Raw genomic sequence first — 19,464 nt, forward strand, 5'->3', positions numbered from 1 at the left:
GGCGAGCGCACAGCGGCTCGCGCCCGATGTGAACACGGTTGGCGGCTTGTAGCACAGAGGTAACAGGAGGGACCCAGGGGTGAAACCGCCTGAAAGCACCATCGATGCCATGCCGATCTCACTTTCCCCGCCGGTGACTGTGATGTCGCCGGTCCACGAGGGAGAGGCGACGCACTGCCCCTACTGCGCCCTGCAGTGCGGCATGAACGTCGGCGAGGACGCCGGCAAGATCACGATAACGCCTCGTGACGACGTTCCGGCCAACGGCGGCGCGCTGTGCCAGAAGGGCTGGACGGCGGCCGAGCTGCTGTCCGGCGGCGCCCGCCTCACCACACCGCTCGCCCGGGCGAGCCGTACCGCCCCGCTCGTACCGGTGACCTGGGAGGAGGCGCTCGACCGCGTCGCCGCCGCCGTCACGGCGATCCAGGCCGGCCATGGCAGGGACGCGGTGGCGGTGTTCGGTGGCGGCGGCCTGACCAACGAGAAGGCCTACCAGCTCGGCAAGTTCGCCCGCGTGGCCCTCGGCACCTCCCAGATCGACTACAACGGCCGGTTCTGCATGTCGTCGGCCGCCGCCGCCGCGGGCCGGGCGTTCGGGATGGACCGCGGGCTCCCGTTCCCGATCACCGACATCGGCGACGCCGAGGTCGTCCTCATGGCGGGCGGCAACGTCGCCGAGACCATGCCCCCGTTCCTGCGGCACCTGAGGAACACCCTGATCGTCGTCGACCCCAGGGAGACCCGCACCGCCAGGCACGCCGCCCTGCACCTGCGCACCGCCCCCGGCACCGACCTCGCCCTGGCCCTCGCCATGCTGCACATCGCGATCACCGAGGGGTACGCCGACGAGGAGTACATCGCGGCCCGCACGACCGGGTTCGAGGCGGTCCGCGCGTCGGCCGCCTCCTGGTGGCCCGAGCGCGCCGAGCGCGTCACCGGCGTCCCGGTCGCCGAGATGCGGCGGGCCGTCCACCTGCTCGGCACCGCACGCACCGCGATGATCCTCACCGGGCGGGGCGCCGAGCAGCACGCCAAGGGCGTCGACACCGTCACCGCCTTCATCAACCTCGCCCTCGCCCTCGGCCTGCCCGGCCGGGCGGGCTCCGGCTACGGCTGCCTGACCGGCCAGGGCAACGGCCAGGGCGGGCGCGAGCACGGGCAGAAGGCCGACCAGCTCCCCGGCTACCGCCGGATCGACGACCCCGCCGCCCGCGCCCACGTCGCGAAGGTGTGGGGCGTCGACCCCGCCGACCTCCCCGGCCCCGGCCGCTCGGCGTACGAACTGCTCGACGCCCTCGGCACCGAGGACGGCCCCCGCGCCCTGCTGGTGTTCGGCTCCAACCCGGTCGTCTCCGCGCCCCGCGCGCGGCACGTCGCCGAGCGCCTGGCGGCCCTCGACCTCCTGGTCGTCTCCGACATCGTGCTGTCGGAGACCGCCGCGATGGCCGACGTCGTGCTCCCCACCACCCAGTGGGCCGAGGAGCACGGCACGATGACCAACCTGGAGGGCAGGGTCCTGCTGCGCCGCCGGGCCGTCGCCCCGCCCCCGGGCGTGCGGAGCGACCTGGAGATCATCGCCGGGCTCGCGGCCCGCCTCGGCCGCCCGGAGGGGTTCTCCGGCGACCCGGCGACCGTGTTCGACGAGCTGCGCCGCGCAAGCGCGGGCGGCGTCGCCGACTACTCGGGCATCACCTACGAGCGGATCGCCGCCGAGACCGGCGTCTTCTGGCCCGCTCCCCCCGGGGACGGCCCGGGCACCCCGCGGCCGTTCCTCGACCGGTTCCCCACCCCCGACGGCCGCGCGAGGTTCGTCCCCGTCGACCACCGCCCGGCGGCCGAGGACGTCGACGACGACTACCCCTACTACCTGACGACCGGACGCGTCCTCGCCCAGTACCAGAGCGGCGCCCAGACCCGGCGCATCGCCGCGCTGAACGCCGCCGCCCCCGAGCCGTACGTCGAACTCCACCCCGACCTGGCCGAGCGCCTGGAGGCCGCCCCCGGCGACGTGCTGCGCGTGACCAGCCGCAGGGGATCGGTGGAGGCCGTCGCCCGGGTGAGCCCCGGCATCCGCCGCGACACGGTGTTCATGCCCTTCCACTGGGAGGGCGCCAACCGGCTCACCAACCCCGCCCTCGACCCGGTGTCACGGATGCCGGAGTTCAAGGTCTGCGCCGTGCGGGTCGAGCGCCGCGACGCCGCTCCGGCGGACGCGGAGAAGGGACGGCGGAGGTGAGGCTCGTCATCGTCGGCAACGGCATGGCCGGATCGCGCCTGGCGAGCGAGGTGCGGCGGCGCGACAAGGACATCGAGATCACGGTCTTCGGCGCCGAGACCACCCGGCCGTACAACCGGGTGCTGCTGTCGAACGTGCTCGCCGGCACCGCCGGCGCCGAGCAGGTCCGCCTGCCCGTCCACGCCGAGCACCTGACCGCACGCCTCGGCGTCACCGTGACCGCCATCGACCGCGAGAAGCGGGTGGTCCACGCCGGTGACGGGACGCGCGAGCCGTACGACGTCCTGGTGCTCGCCACCGGCAGCGAGCCCGTCGTGCCGCCGGTCCCCGGCGCCGGCCGGGCCGTCGCCTTCCGCACCATGGACGACTGCGAGCGGATCCTCGCGGCCGCCGCCACCGCCTCCGGCGCGGTGGTGATCGGCGGAGGGCTGCTCGGCGTCGAGGCGGCCCGCGGGCTCGCCGGGCGCGGCCTGCCCGTCACCCTGGTCCACCTGGCCGGGCACCTGATGGACCGCCAGCTCGACGCCGAGGCCGGCCTGGTGCTCGGCGAGGCGCTCGCCGGGCTCGGCGTGGCCGTCAGGACCGAGGCGAAGGTCACCGCGATCCACGCCCACGGCGTCGAGCTCGCCACCGGGGAGGTGCTCCCCGGCGAGCTGGTCGTGCTGGCCTGCGGCGTGCGGCCGGTGACCGGCCTCGCCCGGGACGCCGGCCTGCCGGTCGGCCGCGGCGTCATCGTCGACGACCGGCTGCGCACCGGCGACCCGCGTATCTACGCCATCGGCGAGTGCGCCCAGCACGACGGCACGGTGTACGGCCTGGTCGCCCCCGCCTGGGAGCAGGCCGCCGTGGTCGCCGACCTGGTCACCGGCGCCGACGAGACCGCCAGGTACCGCGGATCGCGCCTGGTCACCCGGCTGAAGGCCAGGAGCGTGGAGCTGGCGTCCATGGGGGAGGCGCACCTTTCGGAGGATCCCTCGGGCGCGGTCGAGGTCGTCCGCTTCAGCCACCGCGCCCGAGGCATCTACCGCAAGCTGGTGATCAGACAGGACCGCCTGGTGGGCGCGATCCTGCTCGGCGAGGCGCCCACCGTGGGGACGCTCACCCAGCTCTACGACCGGGGCGGCCCGCTGCCGAGCGACCCGGCCGGGCTGCTGTTCCCCGGCCTGGACGTCGCCACCCCCGCCGACAGCCCCGTCCGCATGCCGGACTCGGCGCGGGTGTGCGAGTGCAACAACGTCACCAAGGGCCGCATCCGCGCCTGCTGGGAGGCCGGCGCCAGGGACACCGCCGCGGTGGTGGAGGCCACCCGCGCCACCACGGGATGCGGAAGTTGCCGCGCCGCGGTCGAAGGGATCGTCGGATGGCTGTGCGAGCAGGAGGAGGTCGGCGCGTGAGAGTCGTCGTGGTGGGATACGGGCCGGCGGCCCACCGGCTTGTGGAGACCCTCGCCGACAGGGGCTTCCGGGGAAGCGTCACCGTGCTCGGTGAGGAGCCGAGGCCCGCCTACGACCGGGTGGCCCTCACCTCCTACCTCACCGGCACGTCTTTGGCCGACCTGACCTACCCCGAGCCCGCGGCCCTGTCCGCGACCAGGCTCGCCGACCGGGTGGTCTCGATCGACCGGGAGGCCCGCACCGTCACCACCCGGAGCGGCCACCGGGAGCCGTACGACGTCCTGGTGCTCGCCACCGGGTCGGCCCCCTTCGTCCCGCCCGTCGCGGGGGCCGGGCGGGCGTTCGTGTACCGCACCATCGACGACCTGGACGCCATCCGCGCGGCCGCCGGGCGGGCCGTCTCCGGTGTCGTGGTCGGCGGCGGTCTGCTCGGCCTGGAGGCCGCCGACGCGCTGCGCGGGCTGGGCCTGGCCACGCACGTGGTGGAGATGGGCGGCTGGCTGATGCCCCGCCAGATCGACGAGGGCGGCGGCTCGGTGCTGCGCGGCCACATCGAACGGCTCGGCCTGACCGTGCACACCGGGACCGGGCTCGACCGCATCGAGGACGACCGGGTGGTACTGACCGGCGGCACCGAGATCGACGCCGATGTCGTCGTCTTCTCCGCTGGCGTCCGCCCCCGCGACGAGCTGGCCCGCGCCGCCGGGCTCCCCGTCGGCGAGCGGGGCGGCGTCGTCGTGGACGAGGGCATGCGCACCGCCGACCCGGCGATCTACGCGGTGGGGGAGTGCGCCCTGGCCGGCGGCATGGTGTACGGCCTGGTCGGTCCCTGCTTCACCATGGCCGAGGTGGCGGCCGACCGCATCCTCGGCGGCACGGCGGCCTTCACCGGGGCCGACCTGTCGACCAAGCTCAAGCTGCTCGGCGTCGACGTCGCCAGCTTCGGGCAACTGTCCGGCGCGCTCGACGTCACCTACATGGACCCCGTGGCCGGCGTCTACAAGAAGCTGTTCGTCAGCGACGACGCCCGCACCCTGCTCGGCGGCATCTGCGTCGGCGACGCCGGGCCGTACACCATGCTGCGGCCGATGGTCGGCAGGGAGCTGACCGCGGCGCCGAGCGACCTGCTGTTCGCCGGGGCAGGGTCCGGCGCCGTCTCGGGCGCCGACTACCCCGACGACGCGCAGGTGTGCTCCTGCAACAACGTCAGCGCGGGCGCGATCCGCGTCGCCATCACCGAGCAGGGCCTCACCGACGTCGCCGGGATCAAGAAGTGCACCCGCGCGGGCACCAGTTGCGGCAGCTGCGTCCCGGCGCTGGTGTCGATCCTCGCCGCCGAGGGCGTGGAGACCGGCAAGGCGCTGTGCGAGCACTTCGACCACAGCAGGCCCGAGCTGTTCGACATCGTGCGGGTGCGCGGCATCACGACGTTCTCGCAGCTCATCGCCGAGCACGGCCGGGGGCGCGGCTGCGACGTCTGCAAGCCCGCCGTCGCCTCGATCCTGGCGTCCGTCAACGGCGGCCACGTGCTCGACGGCGAGCAGGCCGCGCTGCAGGACACCAACGACCACTTCCTGGCCAACATCCAGAAGAACGGCACCTACTCGGTGGTGCCGCGCATCCCCGGCGGCGAGATCACCCCCGAGAAGCTCATCGTGATCGGCGAGGTCGCCCGCGACTTCGGCCTCTACACCAAGATCACCGGCGGTCAGCGCATCGACCTGTTCGGCGCGCGCGTGGAGCAGCTCCCCAGGATCTGGAAGCGGCTCGTCGACGCCGGGTTCGAGTCCGGCCACGCCTACGGCAAGGCGCTGCGCACCGTGAAGTCCTGCGTCGGGTCCACCTGGTGCCGCTACGGCGTCCAGGACTCGGTCGGCATGGCCATCGCCCTGGAGATGCGCTACCGGGGCCTGCGCTCCCCGCACAAGCTCAAGTCGGCCGTCTCCGGATGCGCCCGCGAGTGCGCCGAGGCCCGTGGCAAGGACTTCGGCGTCATCGCCACCGACAACGGCTGGAACCTCTACGTCGGCGGGAACGGCGGCTTCAAGCCGCGCCACGCCGACCTGCTCGCGAGCGACCTCACCGACGAGGAGCTGGTGCGCACCATCGACCGGTTCCTGATGTTCTACATCCGCACCGCCGACCGGCTCCAGCGCACCTCGGCGTGGGTCGAGGGCATCGGCCTGGACTACCTGCGTGAGGTGATCATCGACGACTCCCTCGGGATCTGCGCCGACCTCGACGCGGCCATGGAACGGCACGTGGCCGGCTACTTCGACGAGTGGCGCGCCACCCTCGACGACCCCGACAAGCTGCGCCGCTTCGTCAGCTTCGTCAACGCCCCCGACACCCCCGACCCCTCCATCGTGTTCGAGACCGAACGCGACCAGATCAAGCCCGTCCTGCTGGAGGTGACCCGCCGATGACCCTCGTCCAGAACGCACCGGCCCCCGCGACCGCCACCTGGGTGCCCGTCTGCGCCTACACCGACCTGCTCCCCGAGCGCGGGGCCGCCGCCCTGGTCGCCGGCCGCCAGATCGCGGTGTTCCGCGCCTTCGACGGCGTCCTGTACGCCGTCGGCAACCGCGACCCCTACAGTGGCGCCTACGTCATGTCCCGGGGGATCATGGGCAGCCGCGGCGAGGAGCCCGTGGTGGTCACCCCCATGCACAAGCAGGCGTTCTCACTGGTCACCGGCGCCTGCCTGGACGATCCCGAGACGGTGATCCCTGTGTACGCGACCCGGATCGTCTCCGGCGTCGTGGAGGTGGGCGTGGAATGACGGCCGCCCTGCTCGACGACACCCCGGCCGGTCCGGAGACCGCGCCCGACGCGCTCGCCGGGTTCACCATCGGCGTCACCGCGACCCGGCGGCGGGAGGAGTTCGCGGCCCTGCTGGAACGACGGGGCGCCCGGGTCGTCCGGGCCCCCGCGATCCGCCTGGTGCCGCTCGCCGAGGACGCCGACCTGCTTTCGGCCACCCGCGCCTGCCTCGAGGCGCCGGTGGACGACGTGGTGGTCACCACCGGCGTCGGGTTCCGCGGCTGGATGGCCGCCGCCGAGGGCTGGGGCCTGTCCACCGGCCTCGCGGCCCACCTCGCCCGCGCCCGGCTGCTGCCGCGCGGCCCCAAGGCCCGCGGGGCCGTGCGCGCCGCCGGGCTCAACGACCACTGGACGCCGCCGACGGAGTCGTGCGACGAGATCAAGCGCCACCTGCTTGAACAGGACCTGCGGGGGCGCCGCATCGTGGTCCAGCTGCACGGCGAGCCGCTCACCGCGTTCGTCGCCGCCCTGCGCGAGGCGGGCGCCACGGTGATCGAGGTCCCGGTCTACCGCTGGCTGCCCTACCGCGACCCCTCGCCGCTGCGCCGCCTGATCACCCAGGTGATCTCCGGCTCGGTGGACGCCGTGGCCTTCACCAGCGCCCCCGCCGTGCTCGCCATGTTGAACGCGGCCCGCGCCGAGAGCCTGGAGGACGCCCTGCTCGCCGCCTTCAAGGGGCCCGTCGTGGCCGCGTGCGTCGGATCGGTGACGGCGAGCCCCCTGGCCGACAGGGGCGTCCCGGTGATCAGGCCGGACCGCTCACGCCTGGGCTCCCTGGCCCGCCTCCTCGCCCGGCACCTGCCCGAGCACGGTGTCACGCGCGTCACCGCCGGAGGCCACGAGCTGGAGATCCGCGGCCACGCCGTGGCCGTCGACGGCGACCTCAAGCCGCTGCCGCCCGCCCCGATGGCGGTGCTCAAGCGCCTCGCCGAGCGTCCCGGCCACGTCGTGTCGCGCGGCGAGCTGCGCCTGGTGCTGCCGGGGGCGCCGTCGCGCGACTCCGCCGAGCACGCCGTCGAGATGGCCGTCACCCGGCTGCGCCGCGGCCTCGGGCCGGCGGGCATCGTGGAGACCGTCGTCAAACGGGGCTACCGGCTCGCCTGCCGCCGGCCGGACGACCGTTGATGGCCCGCGGCGGAGAAGACTCATGAGCGACGGCGAGGCGACCCTGGTGATGGCCGCGCACGGCACGCGGAGCGCGGCGGGGGAGGCCGTGCACGCCGCTCTCGCCGAACGGGTGCGCCGGGCCCGCCCCGGCCGCCGTGCCGAGCTGGGATACCTCGAGATCAGCTCGCCCGCGCTCCCCGCCGTGCTCGCCGGCCTCACCGGGCCGGTCGTGGTGGTCCCCCTGCTGCTGGCCGGCGGCTACCACGTCCACATCGACCTGCCGTCCGTCGTGGCGCGGACCCGGCCGGACGCGCTCGTCGCCGCCCCGCTCGGCCCCCACGCGCTGATCACCTCGGTGCTGGCGCGCCGCCTGGCGTCGGCCGGGCTGCGCGGCACCGACGCGGTGGTCCTCGGCGCCGCCGGCTCCTCCGACCCTGCCGCCCTGGCCGACGTCCGCGCCGCGGCCCGCCTGCTGTCGGGACTGCTGGCGCGGCCGGTCACCGCGGCCTTCGTCTCGGCGGGCGCCCCTTCGCTCCCCGCGGCGCTGGAACGGCTGCGCTCGGGCCCCGCGCCCCGGGTGGCGGTCGCGTCCTACCTGCTGGCGCCGGGCTTCTTCCAGGACAGGCTGGAGGGCGTCGGCGCCGACCTGGTGAGCGGCCCGCTCGGCGCCGACGACGACCTCGCCGCCCTGGTGTGGCGCCGCTTCGACGAGGCCGCCGCCCGCCGCGTCCCGGCGCCCGCCCGGCTCCGGGCCGTACCGGCGCCCGGGACGTGACGGCGGGAGGTCACCGGGCGGCGTTCAGGAAAGGGCCGGCGCGCGGGGGGTGACGGTCTCCAGGCGCATCTCGCGCACGATCTCGCTCGCGCCCTCGTCACGCGACGGGACCCCCGAGGGGCCGATGAACAGCTCGTAGTAGGCGTGCCGGAAGCAGCCCGCGAGCAGCAGGCGGGCGCTCGCCTCCGGCGTGACGTCCGGCGCCACCCGCCCGAGGTCGCGTTCGGCCTCCAGGTAGCGGGCGAGCGGCGCGACCTCGGCGTTCGGGCTGAACTGCAGGGCCCGCATCGCCTCCCGGAACCGCACCGTGATCGACGGCGAGATGAACGCGGGCAGCGCCGCGGCCAGCACCTCGGCGTAGTAGTCGATGCCGGACCTGACGACCGGGACCAGGTTGTCGTTCACCCGGCCCTTGCCCGCCCTGTGCAGCAGGGCCTCCAGGACGCGCAGCCAGACCGGCAGCCGGTCCTGGAGGATGGCGAAGAACATCTCTATCGCCTGCGCCGGGGTCGCGCCCCGGAACTGGGGGTTGGCCGCGCCGTCGCCGGGGCGGGAGAGGTCGCCCGCTCCGTGCCGCATGAGGACGGCCATCTCGAGGACGCGTCGCCGCGTCTCCTGGGCTGAGTCGTGGGGGTCGGAATATGGAGTCGCCATGGGTGTCCCAAGGTGCGCAGTCACATGTGTAGGTTGGGCACGCGGGTCGCGCTGTTCACGATGTTTGCGGAGTCGTGCTCGTCTCCGTAACCGAATCGTTGCCGCGTGTGCGGTGCCGCCCTGGCGGAATGGGACGGAACGCCGGAGCGGTAATTATTACCCGAAATCAGCGACGGGCGTGGCGAATAATGCGAAGCCCGGCGCCTGCCGCGACGGGAGGCGCCGGCCGGTCAGTTGTCGCCGTCGTGGTCGCGCCGGCGCAGGTAGCGCTCGAACTCGGCGGCGATCGCGTCGCCGCTGGCCTCCGGAAGCTCGGCGGCGTCCTTGCGCTCCTCCAGCTCGCGGACGTACTCGGCGACCTCGGAATCCTGGGCGGCCAGCTCGTCGACCCCGTGCTCCCACGCCCGCGCCTCCTCGGGCAGCTCGCCCAGGGGCATCTGGATGCCGATGAGGTCCTCCACGCGCTGCAGCAGCGCCAGGGTCGCCTTCGGGTTCGGCGGCTGGGCGACGTAGTGCGGCACCGACGCCCACAGCGACACGGTCTCGACGCCGGCCGCGCCGAGGGAGTGCTGGAGCACCCCGACGATGCCCGTCGGCCCTTCGTAGCGGGTCAGCTCCAGGTTGTGCGTGCGCGCGAGGCCCGGGTCGCTCACCGCGCCCACGATCGGCACCGGCCGGGTGTGGGGGGAGTCGTTGAGCAGGGCTCCGAGCAGCACGGCCTTCTCGACGCCGAGCTCCAGGCAGATGCCGACGATCTCGGAGCAGAACGTGCGCCAGCGCATGTTGGGCTCGATGCCGCGCAGCAGCACGATGTCGCGCTCGCTGCCCGGCGGCCGCGCCACCAGCAGCCGCGTCGTCGGCCACGAGATCGAACGGGTGATGCCGTCGCCCAGCTCGACCACCGGGCGGGTCACCTGGAAGTCGTAGTAGTCCTCGGGATCCAGCTCGACCAGCGGGGTGGCCTTCCACTCCGCCTCCAGGTGCGTCAGAGCGCCGCTCGACGCCTCCCCCGCGTCGTTCCAGCCCTCGAACGCGGCGATCAGCACCGGGTCGACGAGCTCGGGGAGTCCTTCGAGCTCGATCACGGGCCGCCTCCTCCTCACCTGGCCGAGGACGCCACGCCTGACCGTAGCGCCCTCTCGGCCGCCGGCGGCGGCCTTGTGCCTAACTAAGACTATTCGTTGAGGGGCGTCCAGTGTCACGGAGAGGGGCATTGCCGGTGCGACGGGGCCTCTCGCCCGAGGTCGGGCGCCGTCCGCCACCCGGCCCTCCGCGGGCACGACGGCCCGGGACGACGCCGGCCGGCGTCCGGACGATACGGTCTTGGGTACGTATGGGCGCCAAAAAGGGGGTTTGGGTGGACGCCGTCTTCTTCGACATGGACGGGACTCTCGTCGACACCGAGAAGCTCTGGTTCCAGGCCGAGTCAGAGGTCATGCGGCGTCTGGGAGCCGGCTGGACCCCCGCCGACCAGGAGAACCTGGTCGGCGGTTCGATGCCGGCGACGGTGGCCTACATGCTCCGGGTGAGCGGCTCCGACCGGGACCCCGCCGAGATCGAGGCGTGGATGCTCGACACCGTGCTCGGCCTGCTCGCCGAGGGCTTCGAGGCGATGCCCGGGGCTCTTGAGCTGTACGCGGAGGTGCGCGCGTCCGGGGTGCCCACCGGGCTGGTCACGTCGTCCTCCCGCCTGATGACCGACGCGGTGCTCGGCGGTCTCGGATTGGACGATCTCGACGTCGTGGTCACCGGCGACGACGTCGAGCGCTTCAAACCCGACCCGGAGCCGTATCTGCGCGCGGCACGCGCTCTCGGCCTCGACCCCGTGCGGTGCGCCGCCCTGGAGGACTCCCCGAACGGCGTCGCGGCCGCGACGGCGGCGGGCTGCGCGGTCGTGGCCGTGCCCAGCGTGCTGCCCATCCCCGCCGCCCCGAGGCGCCTGGTGGTCGAGTCGCTCAAGCAGGTCGACGTGGCCGCCCTGCGGGAGCTCGTCCGGTCCTGACGGAGGGCCGCGGACTCCTCCCGAGAGAGGACGGGCCATCCTCGGGGAGGAGGGAGCATCGCCGCGTCGCGTGCCAGGATGGAACGGTAGGCCATCAAAAGGGGGGCGAGCCGTATATGTCGTATGAGCAGATCGCCTGGCTGCCGCTGTGCGGGGGAGTGACAGCGGTGGGGCTGGTGCTCAGCTTCCTGACGTTCCGCAGGCGCGGCGCGGCGGCGGGCCTGCGCGGCGCCGCGTGGTCCTTGATCCCGGTGGCGGCGTACCTCACCGGCGCGCTTCCGGCGCTGTGGCAGGTCGGCACGGCCGTGGTGGGCTTCTTCGCCGGCCTGGTGCTCTCGCCGACGGTCTGGGCGGGCATCATCGTGGCGGCCCTGTCGGCGCTGCTGTTCCTGGTCTCCGGTGTGATGCGCGGCCGCCGCAGGCGCTCCGCCCCGGCGGCCCCCGCTGCCCCCGCGGCCGATCGGCCCGCCGCCCAGCGGCCGGCCGCTCCTCCCGTCGGCGCCGCCGGTGCTCCCACCCAGCCCAACACCAGGCCCCTGCCGTCCAGGCCCGCCGCTCCGGCGGCCGACGACGACATGGCCGACATCGAGGCGATCCTCAAGCGCCGCGGGATCAGCTGACCTCCGTCCCGGTGCGGGCGCCGCGGGAGCGGCCCGCTCCGGGCACCCCGGCGTCAGCCGGCCTCCGGCTCGCCGCCCGCCAGGAACCTCACGAACCAGACGCCCTTCCCGGCCCGCTCGGGGACCGAGCTCACCCCCCACCGGTCGGCGAGCGCGTCCACGATCAGCAGGCCCCGGCCGTGGTCGACCTCGTCGCCGACGTGGAGCCTGTGCGGCAGGCCTTCACCGTGGTCGGTCACCTCTCCCCGGAGCGCTCCATCGCCGGCACGCAGCGACAGCCGTATGGGCGGCGCCCCGTGAGCGATCGCGTTGGTCACCAGCTCGCTCACCATCAGGACCACGTCGTCCACGAGTTCGGGCAGGCCCCAGCCCGTCAGCGCCCACCGCACCATGTCACGTACCTTGGACACGACCACCCGGTCGCTCGGGATCTCGCACGACATGGCCCGGTATCCACCTGGAGTGCCGATCATCGATGCTCCTCGCCTGCGGCCCGCGCCCCCTCTGGCGTGCGCCCGCACGGGAGATACGGCTCCGGAGCGGGTTACGTTCGGGTAACGGCGACCGGCTTTCAAGATCTACCAAAGCCTTGCGCCGGCCTCTCGGCGGGGTCACCGGGCTCCCGGAAGCGCAGCTCGAGGCCTTCCGGAGGGCGCCCGGACGGGGCCGCTCGCCGCCGGATGCCCGGCGCTGCGGGGCCTCTGGCGCCGTGTCACGGTTTCGCGACACAACGGGAACAGGCTCCGGACATTCCGTTCAAGATCGATACGAATGAATTTCGCGTGAATCACAGTTGAGCCACATAGCGGGCTGAGGTACTGGTCATTGCAGCTCAGCACGTAGATTCTGCGTCCGGGGCCGTACACACGCGGTTCCGCATCACGGGGCGACGTCCGCCGGCCACCGGCGGCCGGGCGGCGCGCCAGACGGACAACGTCGTCTGGGATCCAGGGGGCCGACAACTATGACAGCACCGCTCGACGTCCCGGGCCAGGAGCTCGAGGCCGCGCCGGAGGCCGTGCTGGAGGGATCGCAGGGCAAGGCGATCCAGGGGCGATCTCTTGGTCAGATCGCGTGGATGCGCCTGAAGCGTGACCGGGTCGCCATCACCGGCGGCATCGTGATCATCCTGCTGATCCTCATCGCGATCTTCGCCCCGCTGCTGGTGTCCTGGCTGGGCCACCCGCCCGCGGAGTGGCACCGCGAGAAGATCGACCCCGCCATCCAGGCGCCCATCGGCGCCTTCGGCGGCATCAGCTGGGACTTCCTGTTCGGTGTCGAGCCGACCACCGGCCGCGACCTGTTCAGCCGCATCCTCTACGGGGCGCGCATCTCCCTGCTCATCGCGTTCTTCGCCACCCTGCTCTGCGTGGTCCTCGGCACCGTCCTCGGGATGATCGCCGGGTTCTTCGGCGGCTGGATCGACACGGTCATCAGCCGGCTGATGGACATCTTCCTGGCCTTCCCGCTGCTGGTGTTCGCGCTGGCGCTCGGCGGCGTGATCCCCGACAAGGCCTTCGGGCTGTCGGGCGACACGCTGCGCATCAGCCTGCTGGTGTTCATCATCGGCTTCTTCAACTGGCCGTACATCGGGCGCATCGTCCGAGGTCAGACGCTCTCCCTACGAGAACGGGAGTTCGTCGACGCGAGCAGGAGCCTCGGCGCGCGCAACCACACGATCCTCTTCAAGGAGATCCTGCCCAACCTGCTGGCGCCGATCCTCGTCTACTCGACGCTGCTGATCCCCTCGAACATCCTGTTCGAGGCCGCGCTGTCGTTCCTCGGCGTGGGCGTGCGCCCGCCGACCCCCACGTGGGGAGGCATGCTCGCCGACGCCGTCCACAACTACGACGTCGCGCCCAACTACATGATCTTCCCCGGCCTCGCGATCTTCGTCACCGTGCTGGCGTTCAACCTGCTCGGTGACGGCCTCAGGGACGCCTTCGACCCCAAGGCCCGATGACCGCGTGCGCTTGTTTCGCAATATCAGGACTCCTACATACAAGGGGTGTGTCAGGTCGATGAACCTCAAATCCAAGGCGTCGGCGGTCGCGATCACCGCCGGCCTCGCCGTGGTGGTCTCCGCCTGTGGCGGTGGCGGCGGCGGTGGTAAGAGCGGCGCGAGCGGCAGCGCCGACGCCCCCGCGAGCAAGTACAACGCCGGTGTCGAGCAGGTCGTGAACCCGTCGGACAAGACCGGCGGCACCCTCCACATGGGCATGCCGGGCGACTTCGACTCGGTCGACCCGGGTGACATGTACTACGGCTACGCATGGAACTTCGCGCGCCTGTACACCCGCGCGCTCACCATGTTCAAGCCGGTGCCGGGCAAGGAGGGCCTCGAGCTCGTCGGCGACCTCGCCGAGGGCCTGGGCACCCCCAGCGACGGCGGCAAGACCTGGACCTACAAGCTCCGCAAGGGCGTGAAGTTCGAGGACGGCACCCCCGTGACGTCCAAGGACGTCAAGTACGGCGTGGCCCGCTCGCTGGACAAGGACGTGCTGCCCAGCGGCCCGACCTACTTCAACGACTGGCTCGACCTGGCCGGCTACAAGGGCCCCTACAAGGACAAGGGCAAGCTCGACTCCTGGAAGGGCATCGAGACGCCGGACGACCAGACCGTCGTCTTCCACCTGAAGAAGGCCTACGGCGGCTTCGACTACTTCGCGATGCTCCCGCAGACCGCTCCGGTGCCCGAGGCCAAGGACACCGGCTCCAAGTACAAGGAGCACCCGGTCTCCTCCGGCCCGTACATGTTCAAGGCGCACGAGCTGGGCAAGCGGATCGAACTGGTCAAGAACCCCAACTGGGACGCCTCGACCGACCCCAACCGCAAGCAGCTCAACGACTCCGTCGAGGTGCTCCTGGGCCAGAACGAGGACGACCTCGACCAGCGCCTGCTGTCCGGCAAGATCGACGTCAAGATCAACAGCACCGGTGTGGCGGCCAACGCCCGCAAGACCGTCCTGACCGACGACAAGCGCAAGCAGTACGCCGACTCGGCGCCGCTGGAGCGCACCTGGTTCACCAACATCAACGCCGACGTGCCGCCGTTCGACAACATCCACTGCCGCAAGGCCGTGCTGTACGCGGCGGACCGCTCGGCCATCCAGGGCGCCTACGGTGGCCCCGAGGCCGGTGGCGACGTCGCCCTCAGCCTGATGCCGCCGGTCATGACCGGCTACAAGAAGATCGACCCCTACGGCGTCGAGGCGCACCCGACCGGTGACCTCGACAAGGCCAAGCAGGAGCTGCAGGCCTGCGGCCAGCCCAACGGCTTCAGCACCACGATCTCCTTCCGCAACGAGCGCGCCGCCGAGAAGCAGACCGCCGAGGCGCTGCAGCAGTCGCTCGCCAAGGTCGGCATCAAGCTCGACATCAAGGGCTACCCGCAGGGTGACTACTTCAAGCTCTACGCCGGCAAGCCCGACTTCGCCAAGAAGAACGGCCTCGGCCTGATGGTCTACGGCTGGGGCGCCGACTACCCCGAGGGCTTCGGCTTCTTCCAGCAGATCGTCGACAGCCGGGTCATCCGCTCCGCGGGTAACACCAACCTCGGCGTGAAGGACCCCGAGATCGACAAGCTCATCGACCAGGCGGCGTCCGAGACCGACACCACCAAGCGCAACGACATCTGGGCGCAGGTCGACGCCAAGGTCATGGACGACGCGTTCATCCTGCCCTACGTCTGGGCGCACGGCCTGTTCTACCGGCCGCCTACGCTGAAGAACGCGTTCATCAGCCAGAACTGGGGCATGTACGAGTTCCTCACGCTGAGCACCCAGTAAACCGGTCCGGGAGATCCCCGGAACGCTCGTCGAAAGCAGGTGAAGGCTTCGGCGGCCGGGCCTGACCGGCCCGGCCGCCATGGCCGAGATCAGTGGTCACATACATCATCAGACGGTTGATAGCGGCCGTCATGCTGCTCTTCGTGGTGAGCATCACGACGTTCGCCATCTTCTTTCTCGTGCCTCGGCTCGCGGGGATGTCCGCTGACGACCTCGCCTCCCGTTACGTCGGCAAGGCGGCCAACGCCGAGGTCATCCACGACACGGCGGTGAGGCTGGGCTTCTACGACCCGCTGGTCGTGCAGTACGGGCGGTTCGTGAAGGGCATCTTCCTCGGCGTCGACCGGAACTACGGTCCCGGCATCGAGCACTGCCCGGCCCCCTGCTTCGGCTACTCCTACGTCACGCAGAACCCGGTGCTGCCCGACCTGCTCGACCGCATCCCGATCACGCTCTCGCTGGCGATCGGCGCGGCCGTCATCTGGGTGGTCTTCGGTGTGGCGACCGGCGTCGTCTCGGCACTGCGGCGCGGCAGCTTCTTCGACCGCGCCTCCATGGGCATCGCCCTGGCCGGCGTCTCGCTGCCGATCTTCTTCACCGGCATCGTCTCGCTGGCGATCTTCCGTGACAAGCTCGGGCTGGTCGGCGACGTCGCCGACTGGGTGCCGTTCTCCCAGGCCCCGCTCACCTGGGCGAACAACCTCATCCTGCCCTGGGTGACGCTCGCCTTCCTGTACGCCGCCGGTTACGCGCGGCTCACCAGGGCGGGCATGCTGGAGACCATGTCGGAGGACTACATCCGGACGGCACGGGCCAAGGGGCTCTCCGAGCGCGTCGTGGTGATCAAACACGGCCTGCGCGCCACGCTGACCCCGGTGCTCACCATGTTCGGCCTCGACCTCGGCCTGCTGCTGGGCGGCGCGGTGCTCACCGAGAGCACATTCTCGCTGCCGGGCATCGGCAAGTACGCGGTCGACGCGATCAACAACAACGACCTTCCCCAGGTGATGGGCGTGACACTGGTCGCGGCCACCTTCATCATCCTGGCCAACCTGATCGTCGACCTGCTCTACGCGGTCGTGGACCCGAGGGTGAGGCTCGCGTGACCCAGGGCGCCTTTCTCGACGTCAAGGATCTGAAGATCCACTTCCCGACCGACGACGGCCTGGTCAAGTCGGTCGACGGGCTGACCTTCAGTCTCGAACGCGGCAAGACCCTCGGCATCGTCGGCGAGTCCGGTTCGGGCAAGTCGGTGACCAGCCTCGGCATCCTCGGCCTTCACAAGGGCCGGGGGGCCAACATCTCGGGGGAGATCTGGCTCGACGGCGACGAGCTCGTCGGCGCCTCCCAGGAGTACGTCCGGGGGCTGCGCGGCAAGAAGATGGCGATGATCTTCCAGGACCCGCTGTCGGCCATGCACCCCTACTTCACCGTGGGCGCGCAGATCGTCGAGGCCTACCGCATCCACCACAAGGTCAGCAAGGCCGTCGCCCGCAAGCACGCCATCGACATGCTGGGCCGGGTCGGCATCCCGCAGCCCGACAGGCGCGTCGATAGCTACCCGCACGAGTTCTCCGGCGGCATGCGCCAGCGCGCGATGATCGCGATGGCGCTGTCGTGCGACCCCGAGCTGCTGATCGCCGACGAGCCGACGACGGCCCTCGACGTGACCGTCCAGGCGCAGATCCTCGACCTGATGCGCGACCTGCAGCAGGAGTTCAACTCCGCGCTGATCATCATCACCCACGACCTGGGCGTGGTCGCCGAGCTGTCCGATGACATCCTGGTGATGTACGGCGGCAAGTGCATCGAGTACGGCACCGCCGAGGACATCTTCGAGCGTCCCGAGCACCCCTACACCTGGGGCCTGCTCGGGTCCATGCCGCGCCTGGACCGCGAGCCCACCGAGCGGCTGCTGCCCATCAAGGGCAGCCCGCCGTCTCTGATCAACGTGCCTCCGGGCTGCGCCTTCCACCCCCGGTGCGCCTTCGAGGGACGCACCGACGGCAAGGCGAAGACCGTGGTGCCGGAGCTTCTCGAGAGCGAGGGCGGTCACCTGGTGCGCTGCCACATGCCTCGCGAGATGCGCCGCGCCATCTGGGAGAACGAGATCAAGGCCAACCTGGAGTCCGTGTGAGCGAGTCGGCCGAGCCCCTGCTGTCCGTCCAGGGCCTCGAAAAGCATTTCCCGGTCACCAAGGGCCTCGTCAAGCGCCAGGTCGGGGCGGTCAAGGCCGTCGACGGCGTCACCTTCGACGTCGTCAAGGGCGAGACCCTCGGCCTGGTCGGAGAGTCGGGCTGCGGCAAGACCACGACCGGCCGCCTGATCACCCGCCTGCTGGAGCCCACCGGCGGCAAGATCGTCTTCGAGGGCAGGGACATCACGCACATGTCCCAGGGCAACCTGCGCCCGCTGCGCCGCGACATCCAGATGATCTTCCAGGACCCCTACAGCTCGCTGAACCCCCGCCACACCGTCGGCGCCATCGTCGGCGCGCCGTTCCGCATCCAGGGCGTGAAGACCGAGCAGGGCACCAAGAAGGCCGTCCAGGAGATCCTGGAGCTGGTGGGGCTCAACCCCGAGCACTACAACCGCTACCCGCACGAGTTCTCCGGCGGCCAGCGGCAGCGCATCGGCATCGCCCGCACGCTGGCGCTCAAGCCCAAGCTGATCATCGCCGACGAGCCGGTCTCGGCGCTCGACGTGTCCATCCAGGCCCAGGTCGTCAACCTCCTGGAGGACCTCCAGCGCGAGCTCGACCTCACCTACGTCGTCATCGCCCACGACCTGTCGGTCGTCCGGCACATCAGCGACCGGGTCGCGGTGATGTACCTCGGCAAGATCGTCGAGATCGCCGACCGCAAGAGCCTGTACGAGTCGCCCATGCACCCGTACACCAACGCGCTGCTGTCGGCGGTCCCGATCCCCGACGTCAGGCGGCGCGGCGAGCGGGAGCGCATCCGCCTGCAGGGCGACGTGCCGAGCCCGCTGAACCCTCCGCCCGCCTGCCGCTTCCACACCCGGTGCTGGAAGGCGCAGGAGATCTGCAAGAAGGTCGAGCCGCCGCTGGCGGAGCTGGCCGACGGCCACCGGGTCGCCTGCCACTTCCCGGAGAACGCCCCGAAGGAGGCCGTGTCCGCCGCGGCCGCCCCGCGGAGCGACGCCGCCGGCGAGTCCGGCGGCACCGTCTCGGCCTGATCTCGATCCCGTCCCCGGCGCCCACCGGGGGCAGGACGGACGCCTCCGCGGCCGGGACGGCACGTGCGCCGTCCCGGCGGCCGGAGCGGTTCGGCAGCCCGGCCAGGGCCGCTCAGGGGCGTTCCGGCCCTCCCGCCGGCGGCCGGGGCAGAGTGCCGCGACGAGCCTCCGCCCTCACCAGGGTCAGGGGGCCGCGCCGGGGGTGATCAGGCCGGTCTCGTAGGCCAGGACCACGGCCTGCACGCGGTCGCGCAGCGACAGCTTGGTGAGCACGTTGCCCACGTGCGTCTTCACGGTGGTCTCGCTGACCACCAGCTCGGCGGCGATCTCGGCGTTCGACATGCCCCTGGCGATCAGCCGCAGCACCTCCAGCTCGCGCTCGGTGAGGCGGTTGACGCGCGCCGGCGTGGCCTGCTGCTGGGTGGAGGGCAGCCGGGCGGCGAACTTGTCCAGCAGCCGCCGGGTCACGCTCGGCGCCACGATCGCGTCGCCGGCGGCGACCACCCGGATCGCCTGCACCAGCTCGTCGGGCGGCACGTCCTTCAGCAGGAACCCGCTGGCGCCGGCGCGCAAGGCCTCCACGATGTACTCGTCGAGGTCGAACGTGGTGAGCACGAGCACCCTGGGCACGTGGGCGCCCGGCTGGGCGTCGCGCACGATGCGGCGGGTCGCGTCGATCCCGTCCACGCCCGGCATGCGGATGTCCATGAGCACCACGTCGGGCAGCAGGGCTCTGGCCTGGTCCTGGGCGACCGAGCCGTTCCCCGCCTCGCCCACGACCGTGATGTCGGGCTCGGCCTCCAGGATCAGCTTGAAACCGGTGCGCAGAAGCGGCTGGTCGTCGACCAGCAGCACCCTGATAGTCAT

At 72.0% G+C, this 19,464-nt stretch carries 17 protein-coding genes; 13 read left to right on the forward strand and 4 right to left on the reverse strand.

Annotated elements, in window-relative coordinates:
• Positions 1–109: 109 nt before the first annotated feature.
• The 6 genes from KIK05_RS13080 to KIK05_RS13105 are packed head-to-tail and all read left to right on the forward strand — an operon-like array spanning position 110 to position 8,335.
• Positions 110–2,236 (forward strand): molybdopterin oxidoreductase family protein, encoded by a 2,127-nt coding sequence (locus tag KIK05_RS13080; protein ID WP_214410936.1) that lies wholly within the window; start codon positions 110–112, stop codon positions 2,234–2,236.
• Entirely contained in the window at positions 2,233–3,630 is a 1,398-nt protein-coding gene (locus KIK05_RS13085; protein ID WP_214410937.1) for an FAD-dependent oxidoreductase, read from the forward strand. Before KIK05_RS13080 ends, KIK05_RS13085 begins: the two co-directional genes overlap by 4 nt.
• A complete protein-coding gene (nirB, locus tag KIK05_RS13090) occupies positions 3,597–6,056 on the forward strand; it encodes a nitrite reductase large subunit NirB (RefSeq protein WP_214410938.1) in 2,460 nt (819 codons plus the stop codon). Before KIK05_RS13085 ends, nirB begins: the two co-directional genes overlap by 34 nt.
• Positions 6,053–6,412, forward strand: coding sequence for a nitrite reductase small subunit NirD (nirD, locus tag KIK05_RS13095; protein ID WP_214410939.1), 360 nt, complete (start codon positions 6,053–6,055; stop codon positions 6,410–6,412). Before nirB ends, nirD begins: the two co-directional genes overlap by 4 nt.
• Entirely contained in the window at positions 6,409–7,578 is a 1,170-nt protein-coding gene (locus tag KIK05_RS13100) for a uroporphyrinogen-III synthase (RefSeq protein WP_214410940.1), read from the forward strand. Before nirD ends, KIK05_RS13100 begins: the two co-directional genes overlap by 4 nt.
• Positions 7,579–7,600: 22 nt before the next feature.
• On the forward strand, positions 7,601–8,335 hold the full coding sequence (locus tag KIK05_RS13105; RefSeq protein WP_214410941.1) for a sirohydrochlorin chelatase: 735 nt from the start codon (positions 7,601–7,603) through the stop codon (positions 8,333–8,335).
• A 24-nt stretch (positions 8,336–8,359) separates the two neighbouring features.
• Here KIK05_RS13105 and KIK05_RS13110 read toward each other — a convergent pair whose 3' ends face one another.
• Together KIK05_RS13110 and KIK05_RS13115 are read right to left on the reverse strand one after the other, a co-directional pair.
• Positions 8,360–8,989 carry a hypothetical protein gene (locus KIK05_RS13110; protein ID WP_214410942.1) on the reverse strand — a complete coding sequence of 210 codons (630 nt, stop codon included), beginning with the start codon at positions 8,987–8,989 and terminating at the stop codon, positions 8,360–8,362.
• A 230-nt stretch (positions 8,990–9,219) separates the two neighbouring features.
• On the reverse strand, positions 9,220–10,074 hold the full coding sequence (locus KIK05_RS13115) for a PAC2 family protein (protein ID WP_214410943.1): 855 nt from the start codon (positions 10,072–10,074) through the stop codon (positions 9,220–9,222).
• A gap of 272 nt (positions 10,075–10,346) precedes the next feature.
• Here KIK05_RS13115 and KIK05_RS13120 point away from each other — a divergent pair, with 272 nt between their 5' ends.
• Together KIK05_RS13120 and KIK05_RS13125 are read left to right on the forward strand one after the other, a co-directional pair.
• The gene (locus KIK05_RS13120; protein ID WP_214410944.1) at positions 10,347–10,991 is read left to right on the forward strand and encodes an HAD family hydrolase; all 645 of its coding nucleotides are present in this window, start codon (positions 10,347–10,349) and stop codon (positions 10,989–10,991) included.
• Between the two features lie 116 nt (positions 10,992–11,107).
• Complete coding sequence (locus tag KIK05_RS13125; RefSeq protein WP_214410945.1) at positions 11,108–11,611, forward strand: cellulose synthase; 504 nt, start codon at positions 11,108–11,110, stop codon at positions 11,609–11,611.
• Between the two features lie 53 nt (positions 11,612–11,664).
• Here the strand turns inward: KIK05_RS13125 and KIK05_RS13130 are convergent, their stop codons facing one another.
• Positions 11,665–12,084 (reverse strand): ATP-binding protein, encoded by a 420-nt coding sequence (locus KIK05_RS13130; protein ID WP_214410946.1) that lies wholly within the window; start codon positions 12,082–12,084, stop codon positions 11,665–11,667.
• A 491-nt stretch (positions 12,085–12,575) separates the two neighbouring features.
• Here KIK05_RS13130 and KIK05_RS13135 point away from each other — a divergent pair, with 491 nt between their 5' ends.
• The 5 genes from KIK05_RS13135 (at position 12,576) to KIK05_RS13155 (ending at position 18,597) form a co-directional block, all read left to right on the forward strand.
• The gene (locus KIK05_RS13135; protein ID WP_214410947.1) at positions 12,576–13,574 is read left to right on the forward strand and encodes an ABC transporter permease; all 999 of its coding nucleotides are present in this window, start codon (positions 12,576–12,578) and stop codon (positions 13,572–13,574) included.
• 58 nt (positions 13,575–13,632) lie between these two features.
• The gene (locus KIK05_RS13140) at positions 13,633–15,399 is read left to right on the forward strand and encodes an ABC transporter substrate-binding protein (RefSeq protein WP_214410948.1); all 1,767 of its coding nucleotides are present in this window, start codon (positions 13,633–13,635) and stop codon (positions 15,397–15,399) included.
• A 92-nt stretch (positions 15,400–15,491) separates the two neighbouring features.
• On the forward strand, positions 15,492–16,505 hold the full coding sequence (locus KIK05_RS13145) for an ABC transporter permease (protein WP_214410949.1): 1,014 nt from the start codon (positions 15,492–15,494) through the stop codon (positions 16,503–16,505).
• Positions 16,502–17,536, forward strand: coding sequence for an ABC transporter ATP-binding protein (locus KIK05_RS13150; protein ID WP_214410950.1), 1,035 nt, complete (start codon positions 16,502–16,504; stop codon positions 17,534–17,536). The genes KIK05_RS13145 and KIK05_RS13150 overlap by 4 nt, the downstream gene beginning before the upstream one ends.
• The gene (locus KIK05_RS13155) at positions 17,533–18,597 is read left to right on the forward strand and encodes an ABC transporter ATP-binding protein (protein ID WP_214410951.1); all 1,065 of its coding nucleotides are present in this window, start codon (positions 17,533–17,535) and stop codon (positions 18,595–18,597) included. The genes KIK05_RS13150 and KIK05_RS13155 overlap by 4 nt, the downstream gene beginning before the upstream one ends.
• Before the next feature lie 183 nt (positions 18,598–18,780).
• Here KIK05_RS13155 and KIK05_RS13160 read toward each other — a convergent pair whose 3' ends face one another.
• Positions 18,781–19,464: a response regulator gene (locus KIK05_RS13160; protein ID WP_214410952.1), complete on the reverse strand. Its 684-nt coding sequence runs from the start codon at positions 19,462–19,464 to the stop codon at positions 18,781–18,783.

The organism is Sphaerisporangium fuscum (genome assembly GCF_018531465.1).
Taxonomy (GTDB): domain Bacteria; phylum Actinomycetota; class Actinomycetes; order Streptosporangiales; family Streptosporangiaceae; genus Sphaerisporangium; species Sphaerisporangium fuscum.

Excerpts from the sequence above, each read along its gene's own strand:
- KIK05_RS13110 (WP_214410942.1), bottom strand. The coding sequence starts at position 8,989 with ATGGCGACTCCATATTCCGACCCCCACGACTCAGCCCAGGAGACGCGG.
- KIK05_RS13100 (WP_214410940.1), top strand. The coding sequence starts at position 6,409 with ATGACGGCCGCCCTGCTCGACGACACCCCGGCCGGTCCGGAGACCGCG.
- KIK05_RS13135 (WP_214410947.1), top strand. The coding sequence starts at position 12,576 with ATGACAGCACCGCTCGACGTCCCGGGCCAGGAGCTCGAGGCCGCGCCG.
- KIK05_RS13140 (WP_214410948.1), top strand. The coding sequence starts at position 13,633 with ATGAACCTCAAATCCAAGGCGTCGGCGGTCGCGATCACCGCCGGCCTC.
- KIK05_RS13105 (WP_214410941.1), top strand. The coding sequence starts at position 7,601 with ATGAGCGACGGCGAGGCGACCCTGGTGATGGCCGCGCACGGCACGCGG.
- KIK05_RS13130 (WP_214410946.1), bottom strand. The coding sequence starts at position 12,084 with ATGATCGGCACTCCAGGTGGATACCGGGCCATGTCGTGCGAGATCCCG.
- nirB (WP_214410938.1), top strand. The coding sequence starts at position 3,597 with ATGGCTGTGCGAGCAGGAGGAGGTCGGCGCGTGAGAGTCGTCGTGGTG.
- nirD (WP_214410939.1), top strand. The coding sequence starts at position 6,053 with ATGACCCTCGTCCAGAACGCACCGGCCCCCGCGACCGCCACCTGGGTG.
- KIK05_RS13160 (WP_214410952.1), bottom strand. The coding sequence starts at position 19,464 with ATGACTATCAGGGTGCTGCTGGTCGACGACCAGCCGCTTCTGCGCACC.
- KIK05_RS13125 (WP_214410945.1), top strand. The coding sequence starts at position 11,108 with ATGTCGTATGAGCAGATCGCCTGGCTGCCGCTGTGCGGGGGAGTGACA.
- KIK05_RS13080 (WP_214410936.1), top strand. The coding sequence starts at position 110 with ATGCCGATCTCACTTTCCCCGCCGGTGACTGTGATGTCGCCGGTCCAC.